Genomic DNA, 24040 nt, shown 5'->3' on the forward strand with positions numbered 1-24040 from the left:
GATCAGCGGGCAACCGGCGGCTGAACGCTGGACGGGAACGGCGAAGCCACGGAACATGACGAAGAGCACGTTCTCCCCTCCGGCACGTCTGTCGTCGCGTCCACTGGGTAGGGCTGCGGTAACCCCCGTCGTCGTACTCGACAAGGAGGCCCCCGTGGCCGCACCGGCACCCCTGCTGCTCCCGCCCCTGTCCAAACCCGAGGCGCCCGCTGAACACTTCTGCGTCTTCAGCGCCGAGGGCGCCTGCACCGAGACCCCGCTCACCAGCGAACCACCCCTGCCCGACGCCGAGCAGCCCCTCACCAGCGAGCCGCCGCTCGCCGACGCCGCCCCCCTGACCAGCGAGTCCGACGCTTACCTGGAGCCCTAGATGTCGGCGCCCCCCGGTCCGGAGCTGTCCCGCCTCGCCGAGTCGTACGGCATCGCCACCTCCTACCGCCCCTCCCCGGACCGCACGGTCGCCGCCTCCGCCACCGCCGTCACCTCGGCCCTGGCCGCCCTCGGCGTCGAGGCGGACGACCCGGCCGCCGCGCTCGCGGCCCGGGAATGCGAGCTGGGCGCGCGCCTGCTGCCGCCGACGGTGGTGTGCTGGAGCGGCAGCCCGCCCGCCTTCGTCGCCGACCTGCCCGAGGGCACCCGGCTGCGCATCGCGACCGAACAGGGCGAGACGCGCTCCGCCGCCGACCAGCTCCCGCCCGGAGTCCACCGGCTGACGGCGACCGCCCCCGACGGCCGCACCGCCGACGCCCACCTGATCGTGGCCCCGCCGCGGCTGCCCGCGCCGCCGCGGCGGTCGTACGGACTCCTCGTCCAGCTCTACTCCCTGCTCTCGCACCGCTCCTGGGGCATGGGCGACCTCGGCGACCTCGCCGAACTGACCTCCTGGGCGGGGCGCGCCCTCGGCGCCGGCTTCGTCCAGGTCAACCCGCTGCACGCGGCCGTGCCCGGCGCCCCCACCGACCCGTCCCCCTACCGGCCGTCCTCGCGCCGCTTCCCCGACCCGGTGCACCTGCGGATCGAGGACATCCCCGAGTACACCCAGGTCGCGGACCCCGACCGGCTGCGGACCCTGTGCGAGCGGGCGGAGCGGCTGCGGGAGTCCGTGCTGGAGAAGGGCGCCCTGATCGACCGGGACGCGGTGTGGGAGGTCAAGCGGGAGGCGCTCGAACTCCTCCGCGAGGTCCCGCTCGGGCCCGGCCGCCGTGCCGCCTACGCCGACTATCTCGCCGAGGGCGGCCAGGCACTGGAGGACCACGCGACCTGGTGCGCGCTGGCCGAGGTGCACGGCTCGAACTGGCGGGACTGGCCGGCCGGCCTCCGCGACCCGCGCTCCGCCGAGACGGCCCGTGCCCGCGGTGAGCTGATGGACCGCGTCGACTTCCACAGCCGCCTCGCCTGGCTCACCGAGAGCCAGCTCGGCGCCGCCCAGCGGACCGCGCGGGAGGCGGGGATGGGGGTGGGGGTCGTCCACGACCTCGCGGTGGGCGTGCATCCCGAGGGCGCGGACGCGTGGGCCCAGCAGGCGTACTTCGCGGCCGGGATGTCCGTAGGGGCGCCCCCGGACGCCTTCAACGCCCGCGGCCAGGACTGGGGGCTGCCGCCGTGGCGCCCGGACCGGCTCGCGGAGTCCGGGTACGCGCCCTACCGGCAGCTGCTGCGGGCCCTCTTCCGCTACGCCGGCGCCCTGCGCATCGACCACGTCATGGGCCTGTTCCGGCTGTGGTGGGTCCCGCAGGGCCATCCGCCGACGGAGGGCACCTACGTCCGCTACGACGCCGAGGCCATGCTCGCCGTGCTCGTCCTGGAGGCCTCACGGGCCGGGGCGGTGGTGATCGGCGAGGACCTCGGCACGGTCGAACCCGGCGTGCGCGAGGCGCTGCGCGAGCGGGGGGTGCTCGGGACGTCCGTGCTGTGGTTCGAGCGGGACTGGGAGGGCGACGGGCGCCCGCTGCCGCCCGAGCGGTGGCGCGCGGACTGTCTCGCGACCGCGACCACGCACGACCTGCCGCCCACGGCGTCCCGTCTCACCGGCGAGCACGTCGAACTCCGGGACGGTCTCGGCCTGTTGACCCGCCCGCTGGACGAGGAGCGCGCGGAGGCGGCGGCCGACACGGGGGAGTGGCTGGAGCTGCTGGCCCGTCTCGGCCTGCTGCACGGCACGGGCGGCGGCGCCGACCCCTCGTCGGAGGAGGCGCAGATCCAGGCCGTCCACCGCTTCCTGCTGCGCACCCCGGCCCGGATGGTGGGCGTCTGGCTCCCGGACGCGGTGGGCGACCGCCGGCCGCAGAACCTGCCCGGGACGTGGGACCAGTATCCGAACTGGCGGCTGCCGATCGCGGACGGGGACGGGCGGCCGGTGACGCTGGAGGACCTGGCGGCGTCGGCCCGGCTGCACGCGTTGGTGGAGGTGCTGCGGGCGCCGTAGCGGTGGGCGCCGGTACGCCCGGGGCGCCTCATACGGCACCCCGGGCGCGCGGCCCGAACCGCCGTTGGATACTTTGGCTCCGTGGACAAGAAGAACGCCCTGCGCGCCGGCGCCCTGGTGGCCGGTACGACGCTGATGATGCTGCTCATGTCGTCCCCCGCCTCCGCGCTGACCCGCGACGACGGCGACGACCCCGGCACGGGCCTGAGCGTCATCGAGACGCTGGGTCTGTTCGTCGTGGCCCCGCTGGTGCTGTTCGGGGTCATCGCCGGCCTGGTGTTCGTCCTGGACAAGTCCAAGGAAGCGCACCGGGTGACCAGCCGCAACATCAGGACCAAGCCCGCCGAGGCCGAGGCCAAGGCCGGCTCGAAGGCCTGACCCCACCTTTCCCGGGGCGCCGGCCCCGCCACACGTACCCCTGCCGGGCGTACGTGGGCGAGGCCGGCGCCCTTGTGCGTTCCCAGGGGTTCAGCGCTGTGAGGCACCGCTGCGGCTCTCAGGGGTTCGGCGCCGTCAGATACCGCTGTGGTCTCAGGGGTTCGGCGCCGTCAGATACCGCTGCACCGTGGGCGCCAGCCACGCCACGACCTCCTCGCGCGTGAGTGCCACGGTCGGCGGAAACCGCAGGACATACCGGGTCAGCGCGAGCCCCAGCAGCTGCGTGGCGGCCAGCGCGGCCCGCGCGGGGACCTGTTCCGGGTCCGGGCACACCCGCTGGGCGACCGGCATCACCTGCTCCCGGAAGATCTCCTGCATCCGCTCGGCCCCCGCCTGGTTGGTCGCGCCGACCCGCAGCAGCGCGGTGAGCACCTCGTTCTCCTCCCACAGGTCGAGGAAACGCGTAACCAGCGCGCGGCCGATGTCGTGCCGGGGCAGTGAGCCGGCGTCCGGCAGCCCCAGATCGATCGAGACAGCCGCCGCGAACAGGCCCTCCTTGTTGCCGTAGTAGCGCATCACCATCGACGGATCGATGTGCGCGTCCTTGGCGATGGCGCGGATCGTGGCCCGCTCGTAGCCGTCGGCGGCGAAGCGCTCGCGGGCCGCGGCGAGGATCGCCGTACGGGTGGCGTCGGAGCGGCGGCGGGGGGTGTCGTTCATGCCGGTGATCGTAGGCCAACACGCGTTGGCCAACAAGTGTTGACGCCACGATGAGCCGCCGCTACCGTCGTCAACAAGCGTTGGCAAACAGTTGTTGGCGAACGAGTGTTGGCATCAGGAGGTCCACCATGAACGGCACCCCCGTGATCGTCGTAGGCTCCGGCCCCACCGGCCTGCTCCTGGCCGGCGACCTGGCCACGGCCGGCGTCCCCGTCACCGTCCTCGAAAGGCGCCCCCACGGCATCAGCAACCTCTCCCGCGCCTTCGTCCTGCACGCCCGCACCCTCGAACAGCTCGACGCCCGCGGCCTCGCCGACGGACTGGAGGCGCTCGGACAGCGCCTGGACACACTGCGCCTGTTCGGCAGCCTGACCATCGATCTCGGCGGCCTGCCGTCCCGTTTCAACCACCTCCTGGTCCTCCCGCAGTACGAGGTCGAGCAGGCCCTGGAACGGCGGGCGGTGGAGGCGGGCGTCGACTTCCGGTACGAGACCGAGGTGACGGGCCTGTCCCAGGACGCGAACGGCGTGACGGTCGACGTCAGGGGCCCGGACGGGGTGACGGAGCCCCTGCGCGGCGAGTACGTCGTGGGCGCCGACGGCATGCGCAGCGCGGTACGCGACGCGATCGGCCTGCCCTTCCCCGGCCGGTCGGTGATCCGCTCGGTGCTCCTGGCGGACGTCCGCCTCGCCGAGCCGCCCGAGACCCTGCTCACCGTCAACGCCGTGGGCGACGCCTTCGCCTTCCTCGCCCCCTTCGGCGACGGCTACCACCGGGTCATCGCCTGGAACCGCGCCCACGACGTCCCCGACGGCGAGCCCCTCGACCTCGACGAGATCAAGGAGGTCACCCGGCTCGCGCTGGGCCGTGACTTCGGGATGCACGACGCCCGCTGGATGTCCCGCTTCCACAGCGACGAACGCCAGGCCCCCGCCTACCGGGTGGGCCGTGTCTTCCTCGCCGGCGACGCCGCCCACGTGCACACTCCGGCGGGCGGCCAGGGCATGAACACCGGCCTCCAGGACGCGGCGAACCTGAGCTGGAAGCTGGCCCAGGTGGTGGGCGGTCACGCGGAGCCCGGGCTCCTGGACTCGTACCAGTCGGAACGCCACCCGGTCGGCCGGGCGGTCCTGCGCAGCAGCGGCGGCATCGTCCGCCTCGCGATGGCCGACCGCCCCTGGGAACTCGCCCTGCGCGCAGCCCTGACGACGGTCCTCGACCGGGTCGCCCCGGCCCGCAGCCGGATGCTCGGTCAGCTCACCGGTATCGGCTACCGGTACACCGCCCCGCGCGGCGCCCACCCCCTGACCGGCACCCGCGTCCCGGACGTGGCCCTCGCGGGCGGCGGCCGCCTCTACGAGTCCCTGCGCGGCGGCCGCTTCGTCCTGATCACCCCCGGGGCCTACGGCGACCCGGGCGCCCGCAAGGACCGGCTCACCGTGGAGCGCTGGGCGAGCGGACGCCGTACGACGGTGCTGGTGCGGCCCGACGGGTACGTGGGGTGGGCGGCGGAGGACGCCGGCGAAGGGGTGGTGCGGGCGGCGCTGGCCACCCACGTCGGCGGTCAGTGATCCGCTGTCCCCTGCGTGCCCGCGAGCAGCTCCCGCAACAGGTCGGCCAGTTGGCCGGCCTTCTGCTCGTCGAGGGTGGACAGCGCCTGGGTCTGGGCTGCCAGGCCCGCCACCACCGCCTCGTCGATCACGGCCAGCCCCTTCTCCGTCAGGGTCACCTGGAGGCCCCGGCGGTCATGGGGGTCGGGGGAGCGGCGGAGGAGGGCGGCACGTTCCAGTCTGTCCAGGCGGCCCGTCATGCCGCCCGTGGTGAGCATCAGGGTCGAGGAGAGCTGGCGGGGGGAGAGGGTGTACGGCTCGCCGGCGCGGCGCAGGGTGGCGAGGACGTCGAACTCGCCGCGGGCGAGGCCGTAGGGGGCGTACGCCTTCTCCACGCGGTCGCCCATGGCCCGGGCGAGGCGGTAGATCCGGCCGAAGACCTCCATGGGCCTGGTGTCGAGGTCGGGCCGCACGGCCGCCCACTGATCGATGATCGCGTCGACGGCGTCCTTGCGCTGTGCACTCATGTGCCGAGTATCCGTGGGCGCAGGGTTGCCCGCAAGAAAGTGGCTTGCGGAAAAGTAGCTTAGGGGTAAGCTACTTGCCATCGAGCTAGTACTGGCTGTGAGACCGAAGGGGCCCGCCATGAATCGCATCGCCACGATCCTCCTCACCGCCCTCGCCCCCGTGTCCTGGGGCACCACCTATGCCGTCACCACCGAGTTCCTGCCTGCCGACCGTCCGCTGTTCACCGGCATGATGCGGGCGCTGCCCGCCGGGCTGGTGCTGCTCGCTCTCGCCCGGGTACTGCCCCGGGGGGTCTGGTGGGGGAAGGCGGCCGTGCTCGGGGCGTTGAACATCGGGGCCTTCTTCCCGCTGCTGTTCCTGTCGGCGTACCGGCTGCCGGGCGGGATGGCCGCGGTGGTCGGGTCGGTGGGGCCGCTGATCGTCGTCGGGCTGTCCGCGGTGCTGCTGGGGCAGCGGCCCACCGCCCGGAGTGTGGTCACCGGTCTCGTCGCCGCGTTCGGCGTCAGCCTCGTCGTGCTCAAGGCGGCCGGGGCGCTCGACGCCGTCGGGGTGGCGGCGGCGTTCGCCTCCGCCGCCTCGATGTCCGCCGGCACCGTGCTGACCAAGCGCTGGGGCCGCCCCGACGGCGTGGGCCCGCTCGCGCTCACCGCCTGGCAGCTCACCGCGGGCGGCCTGCTCATCGCGCCCCTCGCCCTCCTCGTCGAGGGCGCCCCGCCCGCGCTCGACGGCCGGGCGGTCGGCGGCTACCTCTACCTCGCGCTGGCGAACACGGCGGTCGCGTACTGGCTCTGGTTCCGCGGCATCGGCCGCCTCACCGCCACCCAGGTCACCTTCCTCGGCCCCCTGTCCCCCCTGACCGCCGCGGTCGTCGGCTGGGCGGCGCTCGATCAGACCCTGACACCGGTCCAGCTGGCCGGCATGGCACTGGCGTTCGCGGCGACGGTGGCGGGGCAGCTGGGGGCACGGCCACCGGCGCGGGGCTCGTCCGGTGCACCCGAGACCGATCACCGAAAGGCCTCGCCGGACCTGACACTGTCGGCGCCGCGACGGTAGGGCGACGGGGGAGCCGGGGTACGGCCGCACCGGACGGGAGTCGTGTCCCCTGCCGGGGCGGGATCGCCGCGGGGGTGCGGCGGGGCTGGTGTGTCCGGTGTCGTGCCGGTGAGCGTGGGCTTCGTCTCGGCTGGGGGTACGTCATTTCGGCGGGGGTCGTGTCCCTTGCCGGGGCGGGATCGCCGCGGGGGTGCGGCGGGGCTGGTGTGTCCGGTGTCGTGCCGGTGAGCGGGCCCCGGGCCCCGAACTGTTGGACGTCTCCGGCAGGGCGCCCGTGCGGGGTCGTTCCTCCTCGGTCCGGCGTAGGCGGTGCCGCGGGGGCAGGCGGGCCCCGCCCGGCGCCACGGCGTTGTAGCGTCACTCCGGCACCGCGTTACGAAACTCCCGGAGGTGCGTGTGGCCGCAGATGTCTGCGCGGTGTGCGGGAAGCCGCTTGCCGCGCGGGAAGGCCGTACCGGCCGTGGGTCCGTCTACTGTTCCGCCGCCTGCCGGCAGAAGGCCTACCGGGAACGGCGACAGCCCCAGGGCCTCACCGTGCAGGGGCTCATCGACGACATCGGGCGGCAGGCGGGGCGGCTGGCAGCGCGGCCCGCGGACACCCTCTACTCGACCGTCTCCGAACTGGCGGAATCGGTCGCGAGGTTGCGGCGGGTGGCCCGGACCGCGCGCGACACCACCCAGGACGCCGGGGATTCCGTGGTACCCGGGGATTCCGTCACACCCGCCCCCGTTACGCAACTCACCGAGACCGACTTCGCCGCCCTCACCGAGCAGTACCGGCGCGAGATCCAGGTGCACTGCTACCGCATGACGGGGTCGTACGACGAGGCCGAGGACCTGGTGCAGGAGACCTTCCTGCGGGCCTGGCGGGCGCGGGACGGGTTCCAGGGGCGGGCGAGTGCGCGGACCTGGCTGTACCGGATCGCCACCAACACCTGCCTGGACCAGCTGCGGCGGACCGCGCGCCGCCCGCAGCGGTACGAACCGGTGCCGGGGATGAACCACGGCGGCGGGGAGCCGCCCGCCCGTATCACCTGGTTGCAGCCCTACCCCGACGACGAGATGCCCCTCACCGAGGAGCACGAGGAGCCGGAGTCCGCCGCGGTCTCCCGCGAGACCCTGGAGCTCGTCCTCCTCGCCGCGATCCAGCATCTGCCCCCGCGCCAGCGGGCCGCGCTGGTCCTGCGCGACGCCCTCGGACTGACCGCCGCCGAGACCGCCGAGGCCCTGGAGACCAGCGTGGCCTCCGTCAACAGCGCACTCCAGCGGGCCCGGCCCACCCTGCGCGAGCACCTGCCCCGGGAGCGAGCCGACTGGCGGGCCACCGTGCCCACGGACGGCCAACGGGCCGTACTGGACCGGTACATGGCCGCCGTCTCACACCTCGACTTCGACGCGATGGCCGCGCTGCTCACCGAGGACGTCACCCTCACCATGCCGCCGAACCCGTTCTGGTTCGTGGGCCGGGACGCGCTCATCGACTTCGTGCGGGTCAGCCTCGACCCCGGCTCCCCGATGTTCCTCGGCCACTGGCGCAGCCTGCCCACCCGCGCCAACGGCCAGCTCGCGGCGGCGAACTACGTCCGCAGGCCCGGAACCAGCGTCTTCCGCGCCCAGGTCCTGGACGTCCTGCGCTTCGGCGACGAAGGCCACGGCGACCGCATCGCGGAGATCACCTCCTTCGAACCGCACCTCTTCCCCGCGTTCGGGCTGCCCCTGCGGCTGTGAACGCCGACCGATGAGCATCCGCGGAGTCGTACGTCTGCATGGATGTCCCGCACGCACCACTTCCAAGGAGTTCACCATGCTGCTCACCGACAAGACCGCGATCGTCTACGGCGCCGGCGGATCCATCGGCGGGGCCGTCGCCCGTGCCTTCGCCGAGCAGGGCGCACGGGTCCACCTCGTCGGCCGCACCCGGCAGACCCTGGAGGCGGTGGCCGCCGACATCAAGGACGCCGAGGTCGCCGTCCTGGACGCGCTGGACGAGGCGGCCGTGGAGGCGCACGCCGAGCGGGTCGGGGACATCGACATCTCCATCAACCTGGTCACGCGCGGCGACGTGCAGGGCGCGCCGCTGGTCGACATGGCCGCCGACGACTTCATGCGGCCGGTCACCGACGGTCTGCGCGCCAACTTCATCACCGCCCGTGCCGCGGGACGCCGTATGGCCGCACGCGGCTCCGGTGTGATCCTCGCCCTCAACAGCGGTTCCGCGCACGGCAGTCCGATGATGGGCGGCACCGGCCCCGCGGACGGGGCGATCGACACCCTGGTGCGCAACCTGGCGATCGAACTCGGGCCGCGCGGGGTGCGGGCGGTGGGGCTGTGGGTGGCGGGAGTGCCGGAGACGTTCACCGTGGAGAAGCTCTCCGCGGTCAACCCGGCGATCGACGAGGGCGCCGTCCAGGGCATCGTCGACCAGCTCGCCGGGATGCGCATGACCCGCCGCAACCCCACCCTCGCCGAGGTCGCCGCCACCGCGGTGTTCCTCGCCTCCGACCACGCGGGCGGCATCACCGGCACCTTCGTCAACGCCACGGGCGGAATGGTGTCCCGCTGAGCGGTCCGGGTGGGCCGCACACGGGAGTTGAGAGCCCGACGAAGACCGTGATTCGCCCGCTGGACAAGAAAGAGACCACTGGGGACAGTAATTCCCAGGGTGCTTGATCGGACCACCAGCGTTCGGAGGACCGGCGTGCGGACTTCGCTCTATCCGGCAGTCGACGAACTGGAGCGAAGGGCCCGCACGCTGGTCCGCGCCGCCCCCGGCCTGCTGCGGCTCGGCCGGGCCGGGGAGAGCCGGGCGGGGCGCCCGCTGTTGCTGCTGTCCGCAGGACACGGCGACCGCCACATCCTCTCGGTGGCCGGAGCCCACGCCAACGAACCGGTGGGCGGGGCCTCGGCGTTGCGGCTCGCCGCCCTGTTCGCCGGCCGGCCCAGGATGCTCGAACTCCTCGACTGCACCTGGCACTTCCTGTTCTGCCTCGACCCCGACGGGGCGCACCTCGCGCACGGCTGGCAGCCGGAGGAGCCCGACCCGTCGCTGACGGAGTGTCACCGATACTTCTACCGGCCCGCGTTCGCCCGGCAACCGGAGTCCCTGCCGATGCCTCCCGGGCGGCCGCTGCCCGAGTCGGCCGCGCTCGTCCAGCTCCTCGACGAGCTGCGGCCGGTCGCCCAGTTCACCCTGCACGGCATCGAGTTCGGCGGGGCCTTCGTGATGATGACGCGGGAGGTGCCCGGCGCAGCGGAGGCCTTCCGCGGGACGGCGGCGCAGCTGCGGGTCCCCGTCGACCGGCACCCCGTCGACGGCCCCGGCTGGCGGCTCGACCCGCCCGGTGTCCTGGTGCTGCCCGACGGCCACGGTGAGGGGGAACGCGACCCGAGCGGGTTCGCCGCCGAGAGCACCTGGTTCTCTCCGCGCCGCCACGGCACCCTGACCACCCTGATCGAGACCCCCGCCTGGGCCGTGCCCTCGGTGAGCGACGCCCGGCCGGTCACCGACCCGGACCGCGAGGCCGCGCGGCTGGGCGAGGTGCTGCTGGGCCGCACCGAGGAGCTCGCGGCGGTACTCGGGACCCGGCTCGACGACATGGCCGTACCGGAGGAGCTCGCGCCGCTGCGGGACGCCGCGCGGGAGCTGCTGGGCGTGGCGCCGTCGATCGTGGAGAGCTGGGCCGCGGAGGAACCCGGCCGGTTCCAGGGCCACTTCGCGACCCGGGGCATCTCCGCCCGCCGTATCCCGCTCAGGGCGGCGGCGATGGCGAGCCGCGCCCTGGCCCGCGCCGACCCCCGGACCGCCGAGATCCTCGACGACCTGGTGCGCGAGTGGTGCCAGGACCTGGAGAAGACGTACGACCTGCGCTGGGTCCCGGTGGCCACGCAGACCGCGCTGCATGTCCGGACGATGCTGAACACGGCCCGGCTGGTGTGCGGGGGAGGCGGATGACCGAAGCCATCCGCCCCCCACCGGGTCCGTGCGACTGCGTCCGCCTTACTCCCCGGCCGCCGCGTCCGCCGCCTGGGCCTTCAGGGCCCGCTCCACACCGGCGCGGGACTCGGAGACGAGCCGGCGCAGGGCCGCGTTCGGCTCGGCCGCGGCCAGCCAGGCGTCCGTCTTGTCCAGGGTCTCCTGGGAGACCTGGAGCGACGGGTAGAGGCCGACCGCGATCTGCTGGGCGATCTCGTGCGAACGGGACTCCCAGATGTCCTTGACCACCTCGAAGTACTTGTCCGTGTACGGCGCGAGCAGCTCCCGCTGGTCGGTCTGCACGAACCCGCCGATCACGGCCTCCTGCACGGCGTTGGGCAGCTTGTCCGACTCGACGACCTGCGCCCAGGCCTCCGCCTTCGCCTCCGCGGTGGGCCGCGAGGCACGGGCGGTCGCCGCGTGGCGCTCACCCGCCGCCGTCTTGTCCCGCTCGTACTCGGCGGCGATCTCCGACTCGTCGTAGCGGCCGACGGAGGCCAGCCGCTGCACGAACGCCCAGCGCAGCTCGGTGTCGACGGCCAGGCCCTCGACGACCTGCGACCCGTCGAGCAGCCCCTCCAGAAGGTCCAGCTGCTCCGGCGTACGGGCCGTCGCCGCGAACGCCCGCGCCCACGCCAGCTGGTGGTCGCTGCCCGCCGCCGCGGACCGCAGGTGGGCCAGCGTGGCGTCGGTCCAGCGGGTCAGCAGGGTCTCGCGGGCGGTGGGGGCGGCGTACAGCTCGATCGCCAGCTTCACCTGCCGGTGCAGCGACTGCACGACACCGATGTCGGACTCCTTGCCGATACCGGACAGGACCAGGGAGAGGTAGTCGCGGGTCGCGAGTTCCGCGTCCCTCGTCATGTCCCACGCCGACGCCCAGCACAGGGCGCGCGGCAGCGAGGACTCGAAGTCGCCCAGGTGCTCGGTGACGAAGGCCAGCGACTGCTCGTCGAGGCGGACCTTGGCGTACGACAGGTCGTCGTCGTTGAGGAGCACGACCGCCGGACGGCGCTTGCCGACCAGCTGCGGTACGGCCGTCAGTTCGCCGTCGACGTCCAGCTCGACGCGCTCGTCGCGGACCAGCTTGCCGCTGGCGTCGTCGAGTTCGTACAGGCCGACCGCGATGCGGTGCGGACGCAGGGTCGGCTCGCCCTTGGCGCCGGCGGGCAGGGCCGGGGCCTCCTGGCGGATGGCGAAGGAGGTGATGACACCGTCCGCGTCCGTCTCGATCTCGGGGCGCAGGATGTTGATGCCGGCCGTCTGCAGCCACTTCTGCGACCAGGTGCCGAGGTCACGCCCGGAGGTCTCCTCCAGCGCGCCCAGCAGGTCGGACAGACGCGTGTTGCCGTACGCATGGCGCTTGAAGTACGCCTGCACACCGCCGAAGAACTCGTCCATGCCGACGTAGGCGACGAGCTGCTTGAGCACGGAGGCGCCCTTGGCGTACGTGATGCCGTCGAAGTTGACCAGGACGTCGTCCAGGTCGCGGATCTCCGCCATGATCGGGTGCGTGGACGGCAGTTGGTCCTGGCGGTACGCCCACGTCTTCATCGAGTTGGCGAACGTGGTCCAGGAGTGCGGCCAGCGGCTGTCCGGGGCGTACGCCTGGCAGGCGATGGAGGTGTAGGTGGCGAACGACTCGTTCAGCCACAGGTCGTTCCACCACTCCATGGTGACCAGGTCGCCGAACCACATGTGGGCCAGCTCGTGCAGGATGGTCTCGGCGCGCACCTCGTACGCGGCGTCGGTCACCTTGGACCGGAAGACGTACTGGTCGCGGATGGTCACCGCGCCCGCGTTCTCCATCGCGCCCGCGTTGAACTCCGGCACGAACAGCTGGTCGTACTTCTTGAACGGGTACGCGTAGTCGAACTTCTCCTGGAACCACTCGAAGCCCTGCCGGGTCACCTCGAAGATGGCGTCCGAGTCGAGGTGTTCGGCGAGCGAGGGCCGGCAGTAGATGCCGAGCGGCACGGACTGGCCGTCCTTCTCGTACACGCTGTGCACGGAGTGGTACGGGCCGACGATCAGGGCCGTGATGTACGACGAGATCCGCGGGGTCGGCTCGAAGACCCAGACGTCGTCCTTCGGCTCCGGGGTCGGGGAGTTGGAGATGACGGTCCAGCCCGTCGGCGCCTTCACGGTGAACTGGAAGGTGGCCTTCAGGTCCGGCTGCTCGAAGGAGGCGAAGACGCGGCGGGCGTCCGGCACCTCGAACTGTGTGTACAGGTACGCCTGCTGGTCGACCGGGTCGACGAAGCGGTGCAGGCCCTCACCGGTGTTGGTGTAGGCGGCGTCGGCGACGACCCGCAGGATGTTGCGGCCCTCCAGCAGGCCGGGCAGCGCGATCCGGGAGTCCTGGAAGACCTCGGCCGGGTCGAGCGAGTCCCCGTTCAGCGTGACCTCGTGGACGGTGGGGGCCACCAGGTCGATGAAGGACTCGGCCCCGTTCTCGGCCACGTCGAAGCGCACCGTGGTCACGGACCGGTAGGTACCGCCCTCCTGCGCGCCGGAGAGGTCGAGATCGATCTCGTAGGACTCGACGCTCAGCAGCTTCGCCCGCTGCTGGGCCTCTTCGCGAGTCAGGTTTGTGCCAGGCACGCGGTCATCTCCTTGTTTCCTCGTTATGAGTAGGTTCGGCGGTTCGGTCATCCTTCCACGAACTGCCTCCGACGGATCGGGGGATTACCCTGCGGATCCGGGTACGTGGCGTCCGATTTCCGCCGGTCATCCGTGCGCGGCCGGCCCAGCCTGGTCCCATGACGACTTACACCGCCCTCCCCGTAGCACCTGCGGTCCTCAAGGAACTCCGTACCGCCGACGACGCCGGCCGCCCCCCGTCCCCGTTCACCGACGAGGAGGGCGGCGCCCCGCTCCGCTGCTGTCTGCGCCGCAGCGAGCCGGGTGAGCGGATCGCGCTCGTCTCCTACGCCCCTCTGCGCCGCTGGGCTGCCGAGACCGGCGCGGCCCCGGGGGCGTACGACGAGCAGGGCCCCGTCTTCGTCCACGCCGACGCGTGCGCGGGGCCGGGCGGAGGCGCCGGGTACCCCTTCGCGGGGGCTCACCGGACGGTCCGCCGCTACTCGGCCGCCGGGCACATCCTCGGCGGAGAACTGGTCGCCGCCGCGGACGAGGACGCCTTCCGAAACGCGTTCGACGACCCGTCCGTGGCACTGGTCCACGTCCGGGCCGTCGAGTACGGCTGTTTCCTCTACGAGGTACGCAGGCCCGGCCTTGGCTCTTGAGGCCGACGGCCACGGGCTCCGGCGATGTCCAGGCCGGCACGTGCGCGGGGGCTGGGCGGGCGTGCCGGGTGCCTCTCGGCGGGCGTCTACCCGACAGTCCCTGCGTGTTTCGCGTGCGAGGTGCGCAGGCCCGGGCCTTGGCTCTTGAGGCCGACGGCCACCGGCTCCGCGATGTCCAGGCCGGCGCCTGTGGGGGCTGGGCGGACGTGCCGGGTGCCTCTTCGTGGGCGCGTACCCGACCGTCCGCCGTCTTGCCCTTGCGAGATGCGCAGGCCCCCGGCCTAGCCCTTGAGCTCTGCCGCCACCAGCTCCGCGATCTGGACCGCGTTCAGCGCGGCGCCCTTGCGGAGGTTGTCGTTGGAGATGAACAGGGCGAGGCCGTTGTCGACCGTCTCGTCGCGGCGGATGCGGCCGACGAAGGAGGCGTCCTGGCCCGCGGCCTGGAGCGGGGTCGGGATGTCGGAGAGCGTCACGCCGGGGGCGCCCGCCAGGAGCTCCGTCGCGCGCTCCGGGGAGATCGGGCGGGCGAAGCGGGCGTTGACCTGGAGGGAGTGCCCGGAGAAGACCGGGACGCGCACGCAGGTGCCGGAGACCTTCAGCTCGGGGAGTTCCAGGATCTTGCGGGACTCGTTGCGGAGCTTCTGCTCCTCGTCGGTCTCGTTCAGACCGTCGTCGACGAGGTTGCCCGCGAAGGGGAGCACGTTGAAGGCGATGGGGCGCTTGTAGACCTGCGGCTCGGGGAAGTCGACCGCCGAGCCGTCGTGGGTGAGCTTGTCCGCGTCGGCGGCGACCTTCTGCACCTGGCCGTGCAGCTCCGCCACGCCCGCGAGGCCCGAGCCGGACACCGCCTGGTAGGTGGTGGCGATCAGCGTGAGGAGGCCCGCCTCCGCGTCCAGCACCTTCAGGACCGGCATCGCGGCCATGGTGGTGCAGTTCGGGTTGGCGATGATCCCCTTGGGGCGGTCCGCGATGGCGTGCGGGTTCACCTCGGAGACGACCAGGGGGACCTCGGGGTCCTTGCGCCAGGCGGAGGAGTTGTCGATCACGACCGCGCCCTGCGAGGCGACCTTCTCGGCCAGCGCCTTGGAGGTCGAGCCGCCCGCGGAGAACAGCACGATGTCCAGGCCGGTGTAGTCGGCCGTCGCCGCGTCCTCCACCGTCACACCGTCCAGGACCGAACCCGCCGAGCGCGCGGAGGCGAACAGGCGCAGCTCCGTGACCGGGAAGTTCCGCTCCCTGAGGATCCCGCGCATGACCGTGCCGACCTGACCGGTGGCTCCGACGATTCCGACCCTCACGGTGACTCCCTCTGCGTGTCCTGGTTGTGTCTGCGGCTTTTCCATCATGCGGCCGACCCGGGGCTCCCTGTCCAATTCTTTGCGCTCCATGCCCGAGGAATGGAACACCGGACGGTGTGATGTACGCCTCTGGACGATTTCCCGGGGATCCGCCGAACGTTTCCGCCCCCGTCGGCGTCGTAGGAGAAACGCGGCGAGGGGAGGCGTGTCGGTGCTGCGCAGAATCGGCCGCCGGGTCGAGGGGGACGACCCCCTGGACGCGGCGCAGGAACGCCGGGTGCGGGCCGTGCTCGCGCTCGGCGGGGTGCCGCAGGCGGACCTGCCGGACGGGGTGCAGCAGGTCCGCCTGCGGTTGCTGGAGCGGGCGGCGAAGGGGTACGAGGCGCCACGGGACGTGTCCGCGTGGGCCGCCGTCGTCGCCTCCAACCTCGCCATGGACTGGCACCGGGCGAAGAAGCGCCAGGAGCGGCTCGGGGAGCGCCTCGCCTCGCTGCGCCAGCACGAGCACCCCTCCGGGGAGGACACCAGCGTGCTCTCCGTCGCCGTCGCCCAGGGTCTGGACGAGCTGCCCGACCAGCAGCGCCAGGTCCTGGTGCTGCGGTTCTTCGCCGACCTGCCGGTGCGTTCGATCGCCCAGGAACTGGGCGTCCCGGAGGGCACGGTCAAGAGCCGCCTGCACACGGCGGTCCGGGCCCTGCGCGCCCGCCTGCACGAGGACGAGGTGGTGTGACATGAGCGCCGGGAACGAGATGTACGACAGCGACGCGCTCATGGCCGCGATCACCGGCGAGGAGCTGAGCGAGGAGGCTCGCGCGGACTCCGTCTTCCTGGCCGAGTACCGGGCGGCCGAGGCCGACATCGGGCTGCTGAGGGAGCAGCTGGGGATTCTCGGCGAGAGGCTCACCGAGGCGCCGCCCGTCTCGGAACCCGTTCCCGCGCGACCGCGGCCCTCCTCCCCGGCCCGCCGCCGCGTCCGCACCCTGGCCTTCGGCACCCTCGCCGTGGCCGCCGCCGCAAGTGTCGTCACGGGGCTCGGCTGGCTCCTCGGGCACAGCGGCGGGATGAACCAGGACGCGAGCTCCAGCGCCGACTCGGGCTCCTCCAAGGCGGAAGCCGGCGCCCGCTTCGGCAGCCCGGCCTACCTGGCCTGCGCCACCACGGTCGCCGAGGGCGAGGTCACGGTGGTCAAGGAACTCCCGGCCACCGGCGAACTCCAGGTCACCGTCCACGTGAGCCGCTACTTCAAGCAGACCCGGGACCTCGGCCACCTCACCTACGTGATCAGCGAGTACGACCTCCCCGCACCCCTCACGAAGGGCACCCGTGTCCTGTTCGGCGTGACCGAGGGCTCGCCGAGCCCCGACCACTGGGCCGTCGGGGAGCGGGAGGTCGCCCGGGAGCGGGCCTGGATCACCGCCTCGCTCCCGCAGTCGCGCGGGCGGGCCTGCTAGGGGCGCGAGAAAGGGCGGGCGCCCACCGGACGCCCGCCCCTTGTCGCCGTACGGAGAAGTGTTACGGCGTGACCTTCTCGATCTTCACGTTGCCGACGCCCGCGACCGTGCCGCGCGCGTTGACGAGGCTGACCTGGCCGAAGAACTCACGGCCCTCCGGGGCGGCCGCCAGGGCGGTGACGCTGCCGGAGACGGTCGTGGAGGCGCCCGTGGCCAGCTTGACCGGCGCGTCGGAGACGCTGACGGTGCCCAGGGTGCTGGAGAAGAACACGTCCTGGTAGTCGTACGCCGTGGAACCGGCCGGGACGGAGTAGCCCGCGACCTCGATGGTGTACGTACCGGCGGCCGGCGAGGCGACCGAGACGGCCTCCTCCGAGTCGCCGTCGGCGGACTGGCCGACCACGGTGCCCGCGGCGTTGTAGACGGTCAGGTCCAGGTCGGCGGAGACGTCGGAGACGTTGCCGATGGCGACGTCGAGCGACTTGGCACCCGCGGGCACCTCGACCGTGGTGGTCTGGGTGGCGCCCTCGGCGATGGTCGGGCGGGCCGTCTTGGACGAGCCGAGCGGACCGCCGGCCAGCTTGCCGTCGATCGCGGCGAGCGTGTTGGTCACCTTCCAGGAGGCGGTGGCCGGGGTGCCGACCTTGGCCTCGGGGACGGTCACGGTCTCCGGGTCGAAGACCGCGCCGTAGACGGCGACGTCCAGCTTGTAGGGGTTGTCGAGCAGCGGCGAGGTGCGGCGCGACTCGACCTCGATCTCCCAGACACCGGCCTGCGGGTCGGCGTAGGAACGGGCGTCGGCCTTGCAGCCGTTGCCGTCGAGGTAGTTGTTGTAGCAGTACGGGGTGCCGGTGTTGTCGACCGGGACGCCGTAGGGGTGGATGGCGATGAAGCGGGTCTGGCTCTTGTCCTTGAGCCCGCCGATCGCGACCTCCAGCGACTTGGCGCCCGCGGGCACGGTCACGAAGTACGACTGGGTGCTGTTGCGCTGCACGGTGTTCGACGCGGTGTAGGTGTACTTCACCGGCGCCGAGACGACGACCGTGGTGAGGATCTGCTGGTCGAGGCCCTCGGTCTTCGGGTCGTCGACGACCAGGATCGCGCTCTTGAGGCCCGCGGACTTCGGCTGGGCCTGGACCTTGACGGTCACCGGCTGGTTCAGCGGGAGGCTGATGTCGTCCTTGCCGAGGATCCGGAAGGTGTCACCCGCGTTGTTGTGGAAGTGCAGCTCGTGGCGGAGCGCCTTGGCCGAGCCGGACGTACGGGTGATCGTGACGTCGTACGTCTTCTTCTGACCGGCCTTCAGACCGCCCTCGCGGTCGTAGAGACCGGTGCCGTAGCCCGGGGTCTTCAGGAGCTGGTCGATCGCGGTGTCGACCGGGGCCTTCACGGTGTAGGTGTTCGCGGTGGCGCCGTCCTTGATGGCGTCCCAGGCGTCCACGATGTCGATGAGGCCCGCGCCCTCCTCGTACGCCTGCACACCCTTGATGTGGTCGGCGGTCGAGGTCAGGGCGGTGCGCAGGGTGGCCGGGGTCAGCGCGATGTGCTTCTGCTTGGCGGCCGAGATCAGCAGCGCGGACGCGCCCGTGGCCTGCGGGGAGGCCATCGAGGTGCCCTGGAGCATCGAGTAGCCGGCCGGCAGCGTGTAGCCCGACTCGGCGACCGGGGAGCCCGGCAGCCAGGTCTGCGTGGTGTTGATGGCCGCACCCGGGGCGGAGAGGGTCGGCGTGAAGCCGCCGTCCTCACGCGGACCGCGCGAGGAGAACGGCATCATCGCGTACTTCTTCTCCACGGCGGAGCCGTAGTTGGCGGCCCAGGTCTCCTTGGAGATGGTCGCGCCGACCGAGATGACCTTGTCGGCAAGGCCCGGGTCGCCGATGGTGTTCGCGCCGGGGCCGGAGTTGCCCGCGGAGATCACCAGCTGGACGCCGTAGGTGTCGATGAGGCGCGTGTAGAGCTCGGCGCGCGCGTTGTTGCCGTCGTTGAGCGCGGGCAGGCCGCCGATCGACATGTTGACGATGTCGACCCCGCGGTTGACGACGAGGTCGATCATGCCCTCGGTCAGCGCCACGTTGGTGCAGCCGCCGGTCCAGGTGCAGGCACGGGAGGAGACGATCTTCGCGCCCGGGGCCGCGCCGTTCATCCGGCCGCCGAACAGGCCGTTGGCGGCGGTGATGCCGGCGACGTGGGTGCCGTGCTCGGACTCGATGACGCCGATGTTGACGTAGTCGGCCTTGCTGCCCGCGGCGTCGAAGACGACGTCCTTGCGGATCTCGACGACGAACGGCTGGCGCTCGGCTACGTCGGTCGCCGGGTCGTCGGTGCCGAAGTACCCGACCTGGAAGCCGTCCTTGTACGGCTTCATCGGCGTGTCGTCGGAGAAGTCGTTGTTGTTGTTCAGGTCGACCCGGACGGTTCCGGCGGCCGCGTCGTACAGCACGCCCCAGACGTCGGTGGTGTCGCCGTCGCGGTTGGCGTCGCCCTTGGCGTCGCCGCCCGCGGTGGCCGACTCGCGGAACAGGTTGAACTGGTAGGAGCCCGCCGGGGCCTTCCAGGTGGCGCCCGCGATGGTGAAGGTCGGGCCGCTGACGGGATTGTTCATCCGCCGCCATGTGGCGTCACCGTCGGAGACCGGGTCGGTCGACGTCACCCAGTCGACGATCTTCCGCTCACCGGTGGTGGTCTTCTGCAGGGCCGGGTGGCCGAGATCCACACCCGAGTCCAGGATGCCGATGGTGACCCCGCGGCCGTCCGCCTTCGGATGGTCCTCGACGAAGTCGACGGCGCCCGTCTCGAAGGACGGGTTGTACGGGTTCTCGGCGGGCGTCTTCGCGCTCGGCGCCGGGTAGGTCTTCGTGGCCTTGTGCGCGGCACCCTTGGCAGTGTCGGCGCTCGGCGTCGGGTCGTCCAGCGGGATGTCCTGCTTGACGTCGATGCCGTGCACGGAGGACAGCTTCGCGGCGGCGGCGATGGCCGAGTCCGCCTTGGCGGTGGGGACGGTGGCCCGGACGTAACCGAGCTTGTCGTACGTGAGGCCCACCAGGCCGCCCTTGACCGCGTCCAGCTCCGCGGCGACCTGCTCGGTCTTGCCGGGGGCGGTGGCGACCATCAGCGTGATGTTCTTGGCGCCGTCGGCCTTGGCCTCGGTGAGCGCGTCCGCGTCGTCCGAACCGAGCTTCTCGTCCGCGGACTTCAGGCCCGGGTCGGAGGCGGCGGGGGCGTCGTCCTGGGCGGCGGAGAAGGCCATGGGTATCGGCCCCGCCGCGGAGAGCGCGGCGACCAGACCGGCGGCCACCGCTATACGCGCCACACGTCTCGCGCCCGATATCGGAGCGTGCTGGGGGGTGAGGGTCATCGGCATCCCTTGTAGGTAAAGGAACCAGCGGGTGTGTGACCGGGACCGATCGGTCCTGACCACGGTGATCCGGAAGAAGACCCCGGATGACCGCACAGCTTTACGCATGGGAAGGATGTTTAGGGAGAGTTGACCGAATCGATATGGGTGTATGGGGAAAACCCGCGATGCCCTTTGGGGACATCGGCGAAGATGCGTGAGGAACCCGGCAATTCACCCCACGAGCCCTTTGGGCCGCCTTTCCAGACGTCGCTCCCGCCCGGCTAACTTGCCCCTATGCGAGAGAGGTTGAGGGTGGCGGCCTACGCCGTATGCGTCCGCGACGGACAGATCCTGCTGGCCCGCTGGCTCAACGACGGCCGGCCCCGCTGGACGCTGCCGGGCGGCGGCATGGAGCACGGCGAGGACCCCTACGACACCGTCCTGCGGGAGGTGGCGGAGGAGACGGGCTACCACGTCGAGGTCACCGGTCTGCTCGGGGTGCGGTCGGTGCGCTTCCCGTCCCGGCGCCGCTTCCGCCGCCCGGTCGACCAGCACCACGTGGGGCTCATGTACGAGACCCGGGTCACCGGAGGCGACCTGCGCTTCGAGGTCGGCGGCTCCACGGACATGGCCGCATGGCACGACCTGGACGCGGTACCCGCGCTGACCCGGGTGCCCATGGTCGACTTCGGACTGCGGCTGTGGCGGGAGCGGCCGGTGGCCGGACGGCCGGAGGAATAGGTGTCGTACCCCGGAAGATGAACACGGAGTGACGGCCCCCCGGACGTTCGACGAGCGGTCCCGGACGCGCAGGGTGGGCCAAGATCCACGTACGGTGATCGGCGTTGCGCGTTGCCGTCTCGTTCACGCGCAGGTCATTCCCGGTGCCAAGCATCCAATGCGAGCGGGTTGTTCGCGCACGCGACCACCCCGCGACCACTGCCGACGCAGTTCGCACTCGGGGAGATCGCGCCATGTCGCGCATACGCTCTGTCGCCAGCACCACGCCGGCGGTCCACCGCCGTACCGTCCTCGCCGCCGCCGGCGCGGCCGCCGTCTCCGCGGGCGTCGGCTACGCCCTGCGGCCCACCGACAGCCAGGCCGCGACGACCACCGGCGCCGCCGAGGCACCGGTGGCCCAGACCGTCCACCAGACCGTCCACCAGGCCGCCGCCCCGGCCGAGGCCCCCCTCGCCCCGTACACCCGCGGCACCACCGTCGCCTCCGTCGCCGCCCCGCGCACCGGCTCCGGCTACCGGCGCCTCGGCAACGGTCCCGGCTGGAGCCGCAAAGTGCGCTCCGACCTCGCCGCCCCGAAGGCCGGACGGGCCGGCCGGCGCACCCCGCTCGCGGCGTTCGTGCAGCTCACCGACCTGCACCTGATGGACAGCCAGCACCCGATGCGCCTGGAGTACCTGCGCTCGACCGACGTGCACGCCTGGCGGCCCCAGGAGGCGCTGACCGTGCCGGGCGCGATCTCGCTCGTCGAGCGGATCAACGCGCTGCGCGGCGGCCCGGCCACCGGTGCCCCCCTCCAGTTCGCCATGACGACCGGCGACAACACGGACAACAACTCGCGCACCGAGCTCGACTGGTTCCTCACCGTCATGAGCGGTGGCCGGATCACCCCCAACTCCGGGGACCCGCGCCACTACGAGGGCGTCCAGAACAGCGGCCTCAAGCAGTACTGGCAGCCCGACGCCACCACCCGCGACCAGGACAAGCAGCTCGGCTTCCCGCACCTGCGGGGCTATCTGGCCGCCGCCGTCCGGGAGGTGAACAGCCCCGGCCTCACCATCCCCTGGTACTCCACGGTCGGCAACCACGACAGCCTGCCGCTCGGCTGCTACGGCCACGGCGACTCCTGGCTCGCCGAGTACGCCGTCGGCGGCAAGAAGCTGATGTCGCTGCCCGCGTCCGAGTCCAAGAAGCTCCAGGACATGATCAGGAAGGCCAGCGACCCGCAGGGCCACGCCTTCCGCGACCTGCTCAAGGCGCACGCCCGCAGCATGCGCTCGGTCACCCCCGACGAGCGGCGCGCCCCCTACACCGCCCGCGACTACCTCAAGGCCCACCTCGACCCCGCCCACCGCGGCGTCGGCCCGGTCGGCCACGGCTACTCCACCGCCAACCTCGACGCGGGCACCCAGTACTACAGCTTCCGCGTCGCCGACGACGTCGTGGGCATCAGCCTCGACACCACCGACCCGGCCGGCCACTACCAGGGGTCCATCGGCACCAAGCAGCTGCGCTGGCTGGACCGGACGCTGCGGGAGAACAAGGACTCCTACGTCGTCGTCTTCAGCCACCACACCAGCGACTCGATGGACAACACCCGCCCCGACCCGGCCCACCCCGGCGAGCGCCGGCACAACGGCAATGAGGTCGTCGCCCTCCTCGCCAGCCACAGCAACGTCCTGGCCTGGGTCAACGGTCACATCCACCGCAATGTGATCAAGGCCCACTCGGCCCCCGACGGCCGCTCCTTCTGGGAGATCTCCACCGCCTCCCACATCGACTTCCCGCACCTCGCCCGGGTCATCGAACTGGCCGACAACAAGGACGGCACGGTCTCGATCTTCACCACCCTGGTCGAGTCCGCGGCCCCCCACCGCACCGACTTCACCGACCTGTCCCAGACCGGCCTCGCCGCCCTCTACCGCGAACTCGCCTACAACGCCCCCGGCTCCAGCAACAAGCTCGGCGGCGCCGCGGGGGACCGGAACACGGAGCTGGTACTGAAGAAGGGCTGAAACCGGCTCAACCGGAAGGACCGGTCTCAACCTTCCCCTCCCGGCCGGAGTCTCTCCCGCCGATCACGCTCGCCGAGCGTGCCGGACCAGGGGGAAGACATGACCGTACGTACGACTGTGGTGGTGGCGGCGACGGCCGTGGCGCTCACGGCCGGCTTCGCCGCCCCGGCGATGGCGGCGGCCGGGGCCGACCGCCACGAGGGCACCCGGCAGGCCGTCCGTGCCGCGGTGCAGGACGGCGTGCCGGGGGTGACGCTCACCGCCAAGGACGGCCGGAGCACCTGGTCGACGACCGCCGGGGTCGGCAACCTCAGGACGCACGCGCCGCGTTCGGCGGACGACCGCTACCGCGTCGGCTCCATCACCAAGACCTTCGTCTCCACCGTGCTGCTCCAACTGGAGGCGGAGGGACGGCTGTCGCTCGACGACACGGTGGAGAAGTGGCTGCCCGGAGTCGTCCACGGCAACGGCCACGACGGCAGCCGGATCACCGTCCGCCAGCTCCTCAACCACACCAGCGGGATCTTCAACTACACCGCAGACGAGACGTTCGGGCGCACCTACTTCCTCAAGGACGGCTTCTTCCGGCACCGTTACGACACCCAGACCCCGCGTCAGCTCGTCGCGGTCGCCATGGGCCACAAGCCGGACTTCGCGCCCGGGACCTCCTGGAACTACTCCAACACCAACTACGTCGTGGCGGGCATGGTGATCCAGAAGGTCACCGGGCGCTCGTACGGCGAGGAGATCCGGCACCGGATCATCGAGCCGCTGCACCTGAGGGCCACCTCGGTCCCCGGCACCCGCGTCACCGTCCCGAAGCCCAGCAGCCGGGCCTACTCCAAGCTGGCGCAGACGGCGACCGGACCGACGTACGACGTCACCGAGCTGAACCCGTCACTCGCCTCCTCCGCGGGCGAGATGATCTCCGACTCGGCGGACCTGGACCGCTTCTACGCGGCACTGCTGAAGGGCCGGCTGCTGCCGCCGCGGCAGCTGAAGGAGATGAAGACCACGGTGACCGTCGAGGGCATCCCGAACGCCGGCTACGGCCTCGGGCTCATCGACCGCGAACTCAGCTGCGGGGTCCACGTCTGGGGCCACGACGGCGGCATCCACGGCTCCAGCTCCGTGGCCGTGACCACGGCCGACGGCAGGCACTCCCTCGCCTTCAACTTCAACGGCGACTGGTCGGGGGACACCGACGCGGTGGTCGAGGCGGAGTTCTGCGACGAGTAGTCGCGCCGACCCGGATCCGAAGCACGCAGTTCATCCGGACGTAATGTCCGTACCGCCTCATATCGGCTAACCCGCACTTCACGGGGATGG

19 protein-coding genes are annotated in these 24040 nt (G+C 72.1%); 14 read left to right on the plus strand and 5 right to left on the minus strand.

The genetic code is table 11. From position 1 onward, the window contains the following. Positions 1 to 154 precede the first annotated feature (154 nt). The 3 genes from ACFYZ8_RS02005 (at position 155) to ACFYZ8_RS02015 (ending at position 2803) form a co-directional block, all read left to right on the plus strand. A complete protein-coding gene (locus ACFYZ8_RS02005; RefSeq protein ID WP_359031796.1) occupies positions 155 to 370 on the plus strand; it encodes a hypothetical protein in 216 nt (71 codons plus the stop codon). Next, positions 371 to 2425 (plus strand): 4-alpha-glucanotransferase, encoded by a 2055-nt coding sequence (gene malQ, locus ACFYZ8_RS02010; protein WP_388536625.1) that lies wholly within the window; start codon positions 371 to 373, stop codon positions 2423 to 2425. Positions 2426 to 2506: 81 nt separating this feature from the next. Then, positions 2507 to 2803, plus strand: coding sequence for a hypothetical protein (locus tag ACFYZ8_RS02015; protein WP_359031794.1), 297 nt, complete (start codon positions 2507 to 2509; stop codon positions 2801 to 2803). Positions 2804 to 2956: 153 nt separating this feature from the next. On the opposite strand, the gene ACFYZ8_RS02020 is transcribed toward ACFYZ8_RS02015, so the two are convergent. Then, entirely contained in the window at positions 2957 to 3523 is a 567-nt protein-coding gene (locus tag ACFYZ8_RS02020; protein ID WP_388536626.1) for a TetR family transcriptional regulator, read from the minus strand. A 128-nt stretch (positions 3524 to 3651) separates the two neighbouring features. On the opposite strand from ACFYZ8_RS02020, the gene ACFYZ8_RS02025 reads away from it, so the two are divergent. After that, complete coding sequence (locus ACFYZ8_RS02025) at positions 3652 to 5094, plus strand: FAD-dependent monooxygenase (RefSeq protein WP_388536628.1); 1443 nt, start codon at positions 3652 to 3654, stop codon at positions 5092 to 5094. On the opposite strand, the gene ACFYZ8_RS02030 is transcribed toward ACFYZ8_RS02025, so the two are convergent. After that, on the minus strand, positions 5088 to 5600 hold the full coding sequence (locus tag ACFYZ8_RS02030; RefSeq protein WP_359031791.1) for a MarR family transcriptional regulator: 513 nt from the start codon (positions 5598 to 5600) through the stop codon (positions 5088 to 5090). The genes ACFYZ8_RS02025 and ACFYZ8_RS02030 overlap by 7 nt on opposite strands. A 118-nt stretch (positions 5601 to 5718) precedes the next feature. On the opposite strand from ACFYZ8_RS02030, the gene ACFYZ8_RS02035 reads away from it, so the two are divergent. From ACFYZ8_RS02035 to ACFYZ8_RS02050, 4 genes are all read left to right on the plus strand, one after another. Further along, entirely contained in the window at positions 5719 to 6654 is a 936-nt protein-coding gene (locus ACFYZ8_RS02035; protein WP_388536630.1) for an EamA family transporter, read from the plus strand. Between the two features lie 396 nt (positions 6655 to 7050). Next, entirely contained in the window at positions 7051 to 8382 is a 1332-nt protein-coding gene (locus ACFYZ8_RS02040) for a sigma-70 family RNA polymerase sigma factor (RefSeq protein WP_388536632.1), read from the plus strand. Between the two features lie 76 nt (positions 8383 to 8458). Next, the gene (locus ACFYZ8_RS02045) at positions 8459 to 9217 is read left to right on the plus strand and encodes an SDR family NAD(P)-dependent oxidoreductase (RefSeq protein WP_388536634.1); all 759 of its coding nucleotides are present in this window, start codon (positions 8459 to 8461) and stop codon (positions 9215 to 9217) included. A 135-nt stretch (positions 9218 to 9352) separates the two neighbouring features. Next, positions 9353 to 10606, plus strand: a complete 1254-nt coding sequence (locus ACFYZ8_RS02050; protein WP_388536636.1) for a M14 family zinc carboxypeptidase — start codon at positions 9353 to 9355, stop codon at positions 10604 to 10606. Positions 10607 to 10651: 45 nt separating this feature from the next. Here ACFYZ8_RS02050 and pepN read toward each other — a convergent pair whose 3' ends face one another. Then, positions 10652 to 13228: an aminopeptidase N gene (gene pepN, locus ACFYZ8_RS02055; protein ID WP_388536638.1), complete on the minus strand. Its 2577-nt coding sequence runs from the start codon at positions 13226 to 13228 to the stop codon at positions 10652 to 10654. A 158-nt stretch (positions 13229 to 13386) separates the two neighbouring features. On the opposite strand from pepN, the gene ACFYZ8_RS02060 reads away from it, so the two are divergent. Beyond that, positions 13387 to 13872: a DUF1203 domain-containing protein gene (locus ACFYZ8_RS02060; protein ID WP_388536640.1), complete on the plus strand. Its 486-nt coding sequence runs from the start codon at positions 13387 to 13389 to the stop codon at positions 13870 to 13872. 281 nt (positions 13873 to 14153) lie between these two features. Here ACFYZ8_RS02060 and ACFYZ8_RS02065 read toward each other — a convergent pair whose 3' ends face one another. Then, positions 14154 to 15170, minus strand: a complete 1017-nt coding sequence (locus tag ACFYZ8_RS02065; protein WP_388536642.1) for an aspartate-semialdehyde dehydrogenase — start codon at positions 15168 to 15170, stop codon at positions 14154 to 14156. Between the two features lie 205 nt (positions 15171 to 15375). Between ACFYZ8_RS02065 and ACFYZ8_RS02070 the strand changes: the two genes are divergently transcribed. Next, complete coding sequence (locus ACFYZ8_RS02070; RefSeq protein WP_359031785.1) at positions 15376 to 15900, plus strand: sigma-70 family RNA polymerase sigma factor; 525 nt, start codon at positions 15376 to 15378, stop codon at positions 15898 to 15900. 1 nt (position 15901) lies between these two features. After that, complete coding sequence (locus tag ACFYZ8_RS02075) at positions 15902 to 16621, plus strand: hypothetical protein (protein ID WP_359031784.1); 720 nt, start codon at positions 15902 to 15904, stop codon at positions 16619 to 16621. A gap of 61 nt (positions 16622 to 16682) precedes the next feature. Here the strand turns inward: ACFYZ8_RS02075 and ACFYZ8_RS02080 are convergent, their stop codons facing one another. Then, a complete protein-coding gene (locus tag ACFYZ8_RS02080; protein WP_388536644.1) occupies positions 16683 to 19976 on the minus strand; it encodes a S8 family serine peptidase in 3294 nt (1097 codons plus the stop codon). A gap of 276 nt (positions 19977 to 20252) precedes the next feature. Here ACFYZ8_RS02080 and ACFYZ8_RS02085 point away from each other — a divergent pair, with 276 nt between their 5' ends. From ACFYZ8_RS02085 to ACFYZ8_RS02095, 3 genes are all read left to right on the plus strand, one after another. Then, positions 20253 to 20699: an NUDIX hydrolase gene (locus ACFYZ8_RS02085; RefSeq protein ID WP_388536646.1), complete on the plus strand. Its 447-nt coding sequence runs from the start codon at positions 20253 to 20255 to the stop codon at positions 20697 to 20699. Between the two features lie 233 nt (positions 20700 to 20932). Then, positions 20933 to 22711, plus strand: a complete 1779-nt coding sequence (locus ACFYZ8_RS02090; RefSeq protein ID WP_388536648.1) for a TIGR03767 family metallophosphoesterase — start codon at positions 20933 to 20935, stop codon at positions 22709 to 22711. A gap of 99 nt (positions 22712 to 22810) precedes the next feature. Continuing rightward, positions 22811 to 23950, plus strand: a complete 1140-nt coding sequence (locus ACFYZ8_RS02095; RefSeq protein ID WP_388536649.1) for a serine hydrolase domain-containing protein — start codon at positions 22811 to 22813, stop codon at positions 23948 to 23950. Positions 23951 to 24040 lie beyond the last annotated feature (90 nt).

This window comes from Streptomyces sp. NPDC001668 (assembly GCF_042893155.1).
Classification (GTDB): Bacteria; Actinomycetota; Actinomycetes; order Streptomycetales; family Streptomycetaceae; genus Streptomyces.

What these genes read in the sequence shown, in the direction of transcription:
- malQ (WP_388536625.1), top strand. Translation starts at nt 371, where the DNA reads ATGTCGGCGCCCCCCGGTCCGGAGCTGTCCCGCCTCGCCGAGTCGTAC.
- ACFYZ8_RS02020 (WP_388536626.1), bottom strand. Translation starts at nt 3,523, where the DNA reads ATGAACGACACCCCCCGCCGCCGCTCCGACGCCACCCGTACGGCGATC.
- ACFYZ8_RS02025 (WP_388536628.1), top strand. Translation starts at nt 3,652, where the DNA reads ATGAACGGCACCCCCGTGATCGTCGTAGGCTCCGGCCCCACCGGCCTG.
- ACFYZ8_RS02030 (WP_359031791.1), bottom strand. Translation starts at nt 5,600, where the DNA reads ATGAGTGCACAGCGCAAGGACGCCGTCGACGCGATCATCGATCAGTGG.
- ACFYZ8_RS02035 (WP_388536630.1), top strand. Translation starts at nt 5,719, where the DNA reads ATGAATCGCATCGCCACGATCCTCCTCACCGCCCTCGCCCCCGTGTCC.
- ACFYZ8_RS02045 (WP_388536634.1), top strand. Translation starts at nt 8,459, where the DNA reads ATGCTGCTCACCGACAAGACCGCGATCGTCTACGGCGCCGGCGGATCC.
- ACFYZ8_RS02060 (WP_388536640.1), top strand. Translation starts at nt 13,387, where the DNA reads ATGACGACTTACACCGCCCTCCCCGTAGCACCTGCGGTCCTCAAGGAA.
- ACFYZ8_RS02075 (WP_359031784.1), top strand. Translation starts at nt 15,902, where the DNA reads ATGAGCGCCGGGAACGAGATGTACGACAGCGACGCGCTCATGGCCGCG.
- ACFYZ8_RS02080 (WP_388536644.1), bottom strand. Translation starts at nt 19,976, where the DNA reads ATGACCCTCACCCCCCAGCACGCTCCGATATCGGGCGCGAGACGTGTG.
- ACFYZ8_RS02085 (WP_388536646.1), top strand. Translation starts at nt 20,253, where the DNA reads ATGCGAGAGAGGTTGAGGGTGGCGGCCTACGCCGTATGCGTCCGCGAC.
- ACFYZ8_RS02090 (WP_388536648.1), top strand. Translation starts at nt 20,933, where the DNA reads ATGTCGCGCATACGCTCTGTCGCCAGCACCACGCCGGCGGTCCACCGC.
- ACFYZ8_RS02095 (WP_388536649.1), top strand. Translation starts at nt 22,811, where the DNA reads ATGACCGTACGTACGACTGTGGTGGTGGCGGCGACGGCCGTGGCGCTC.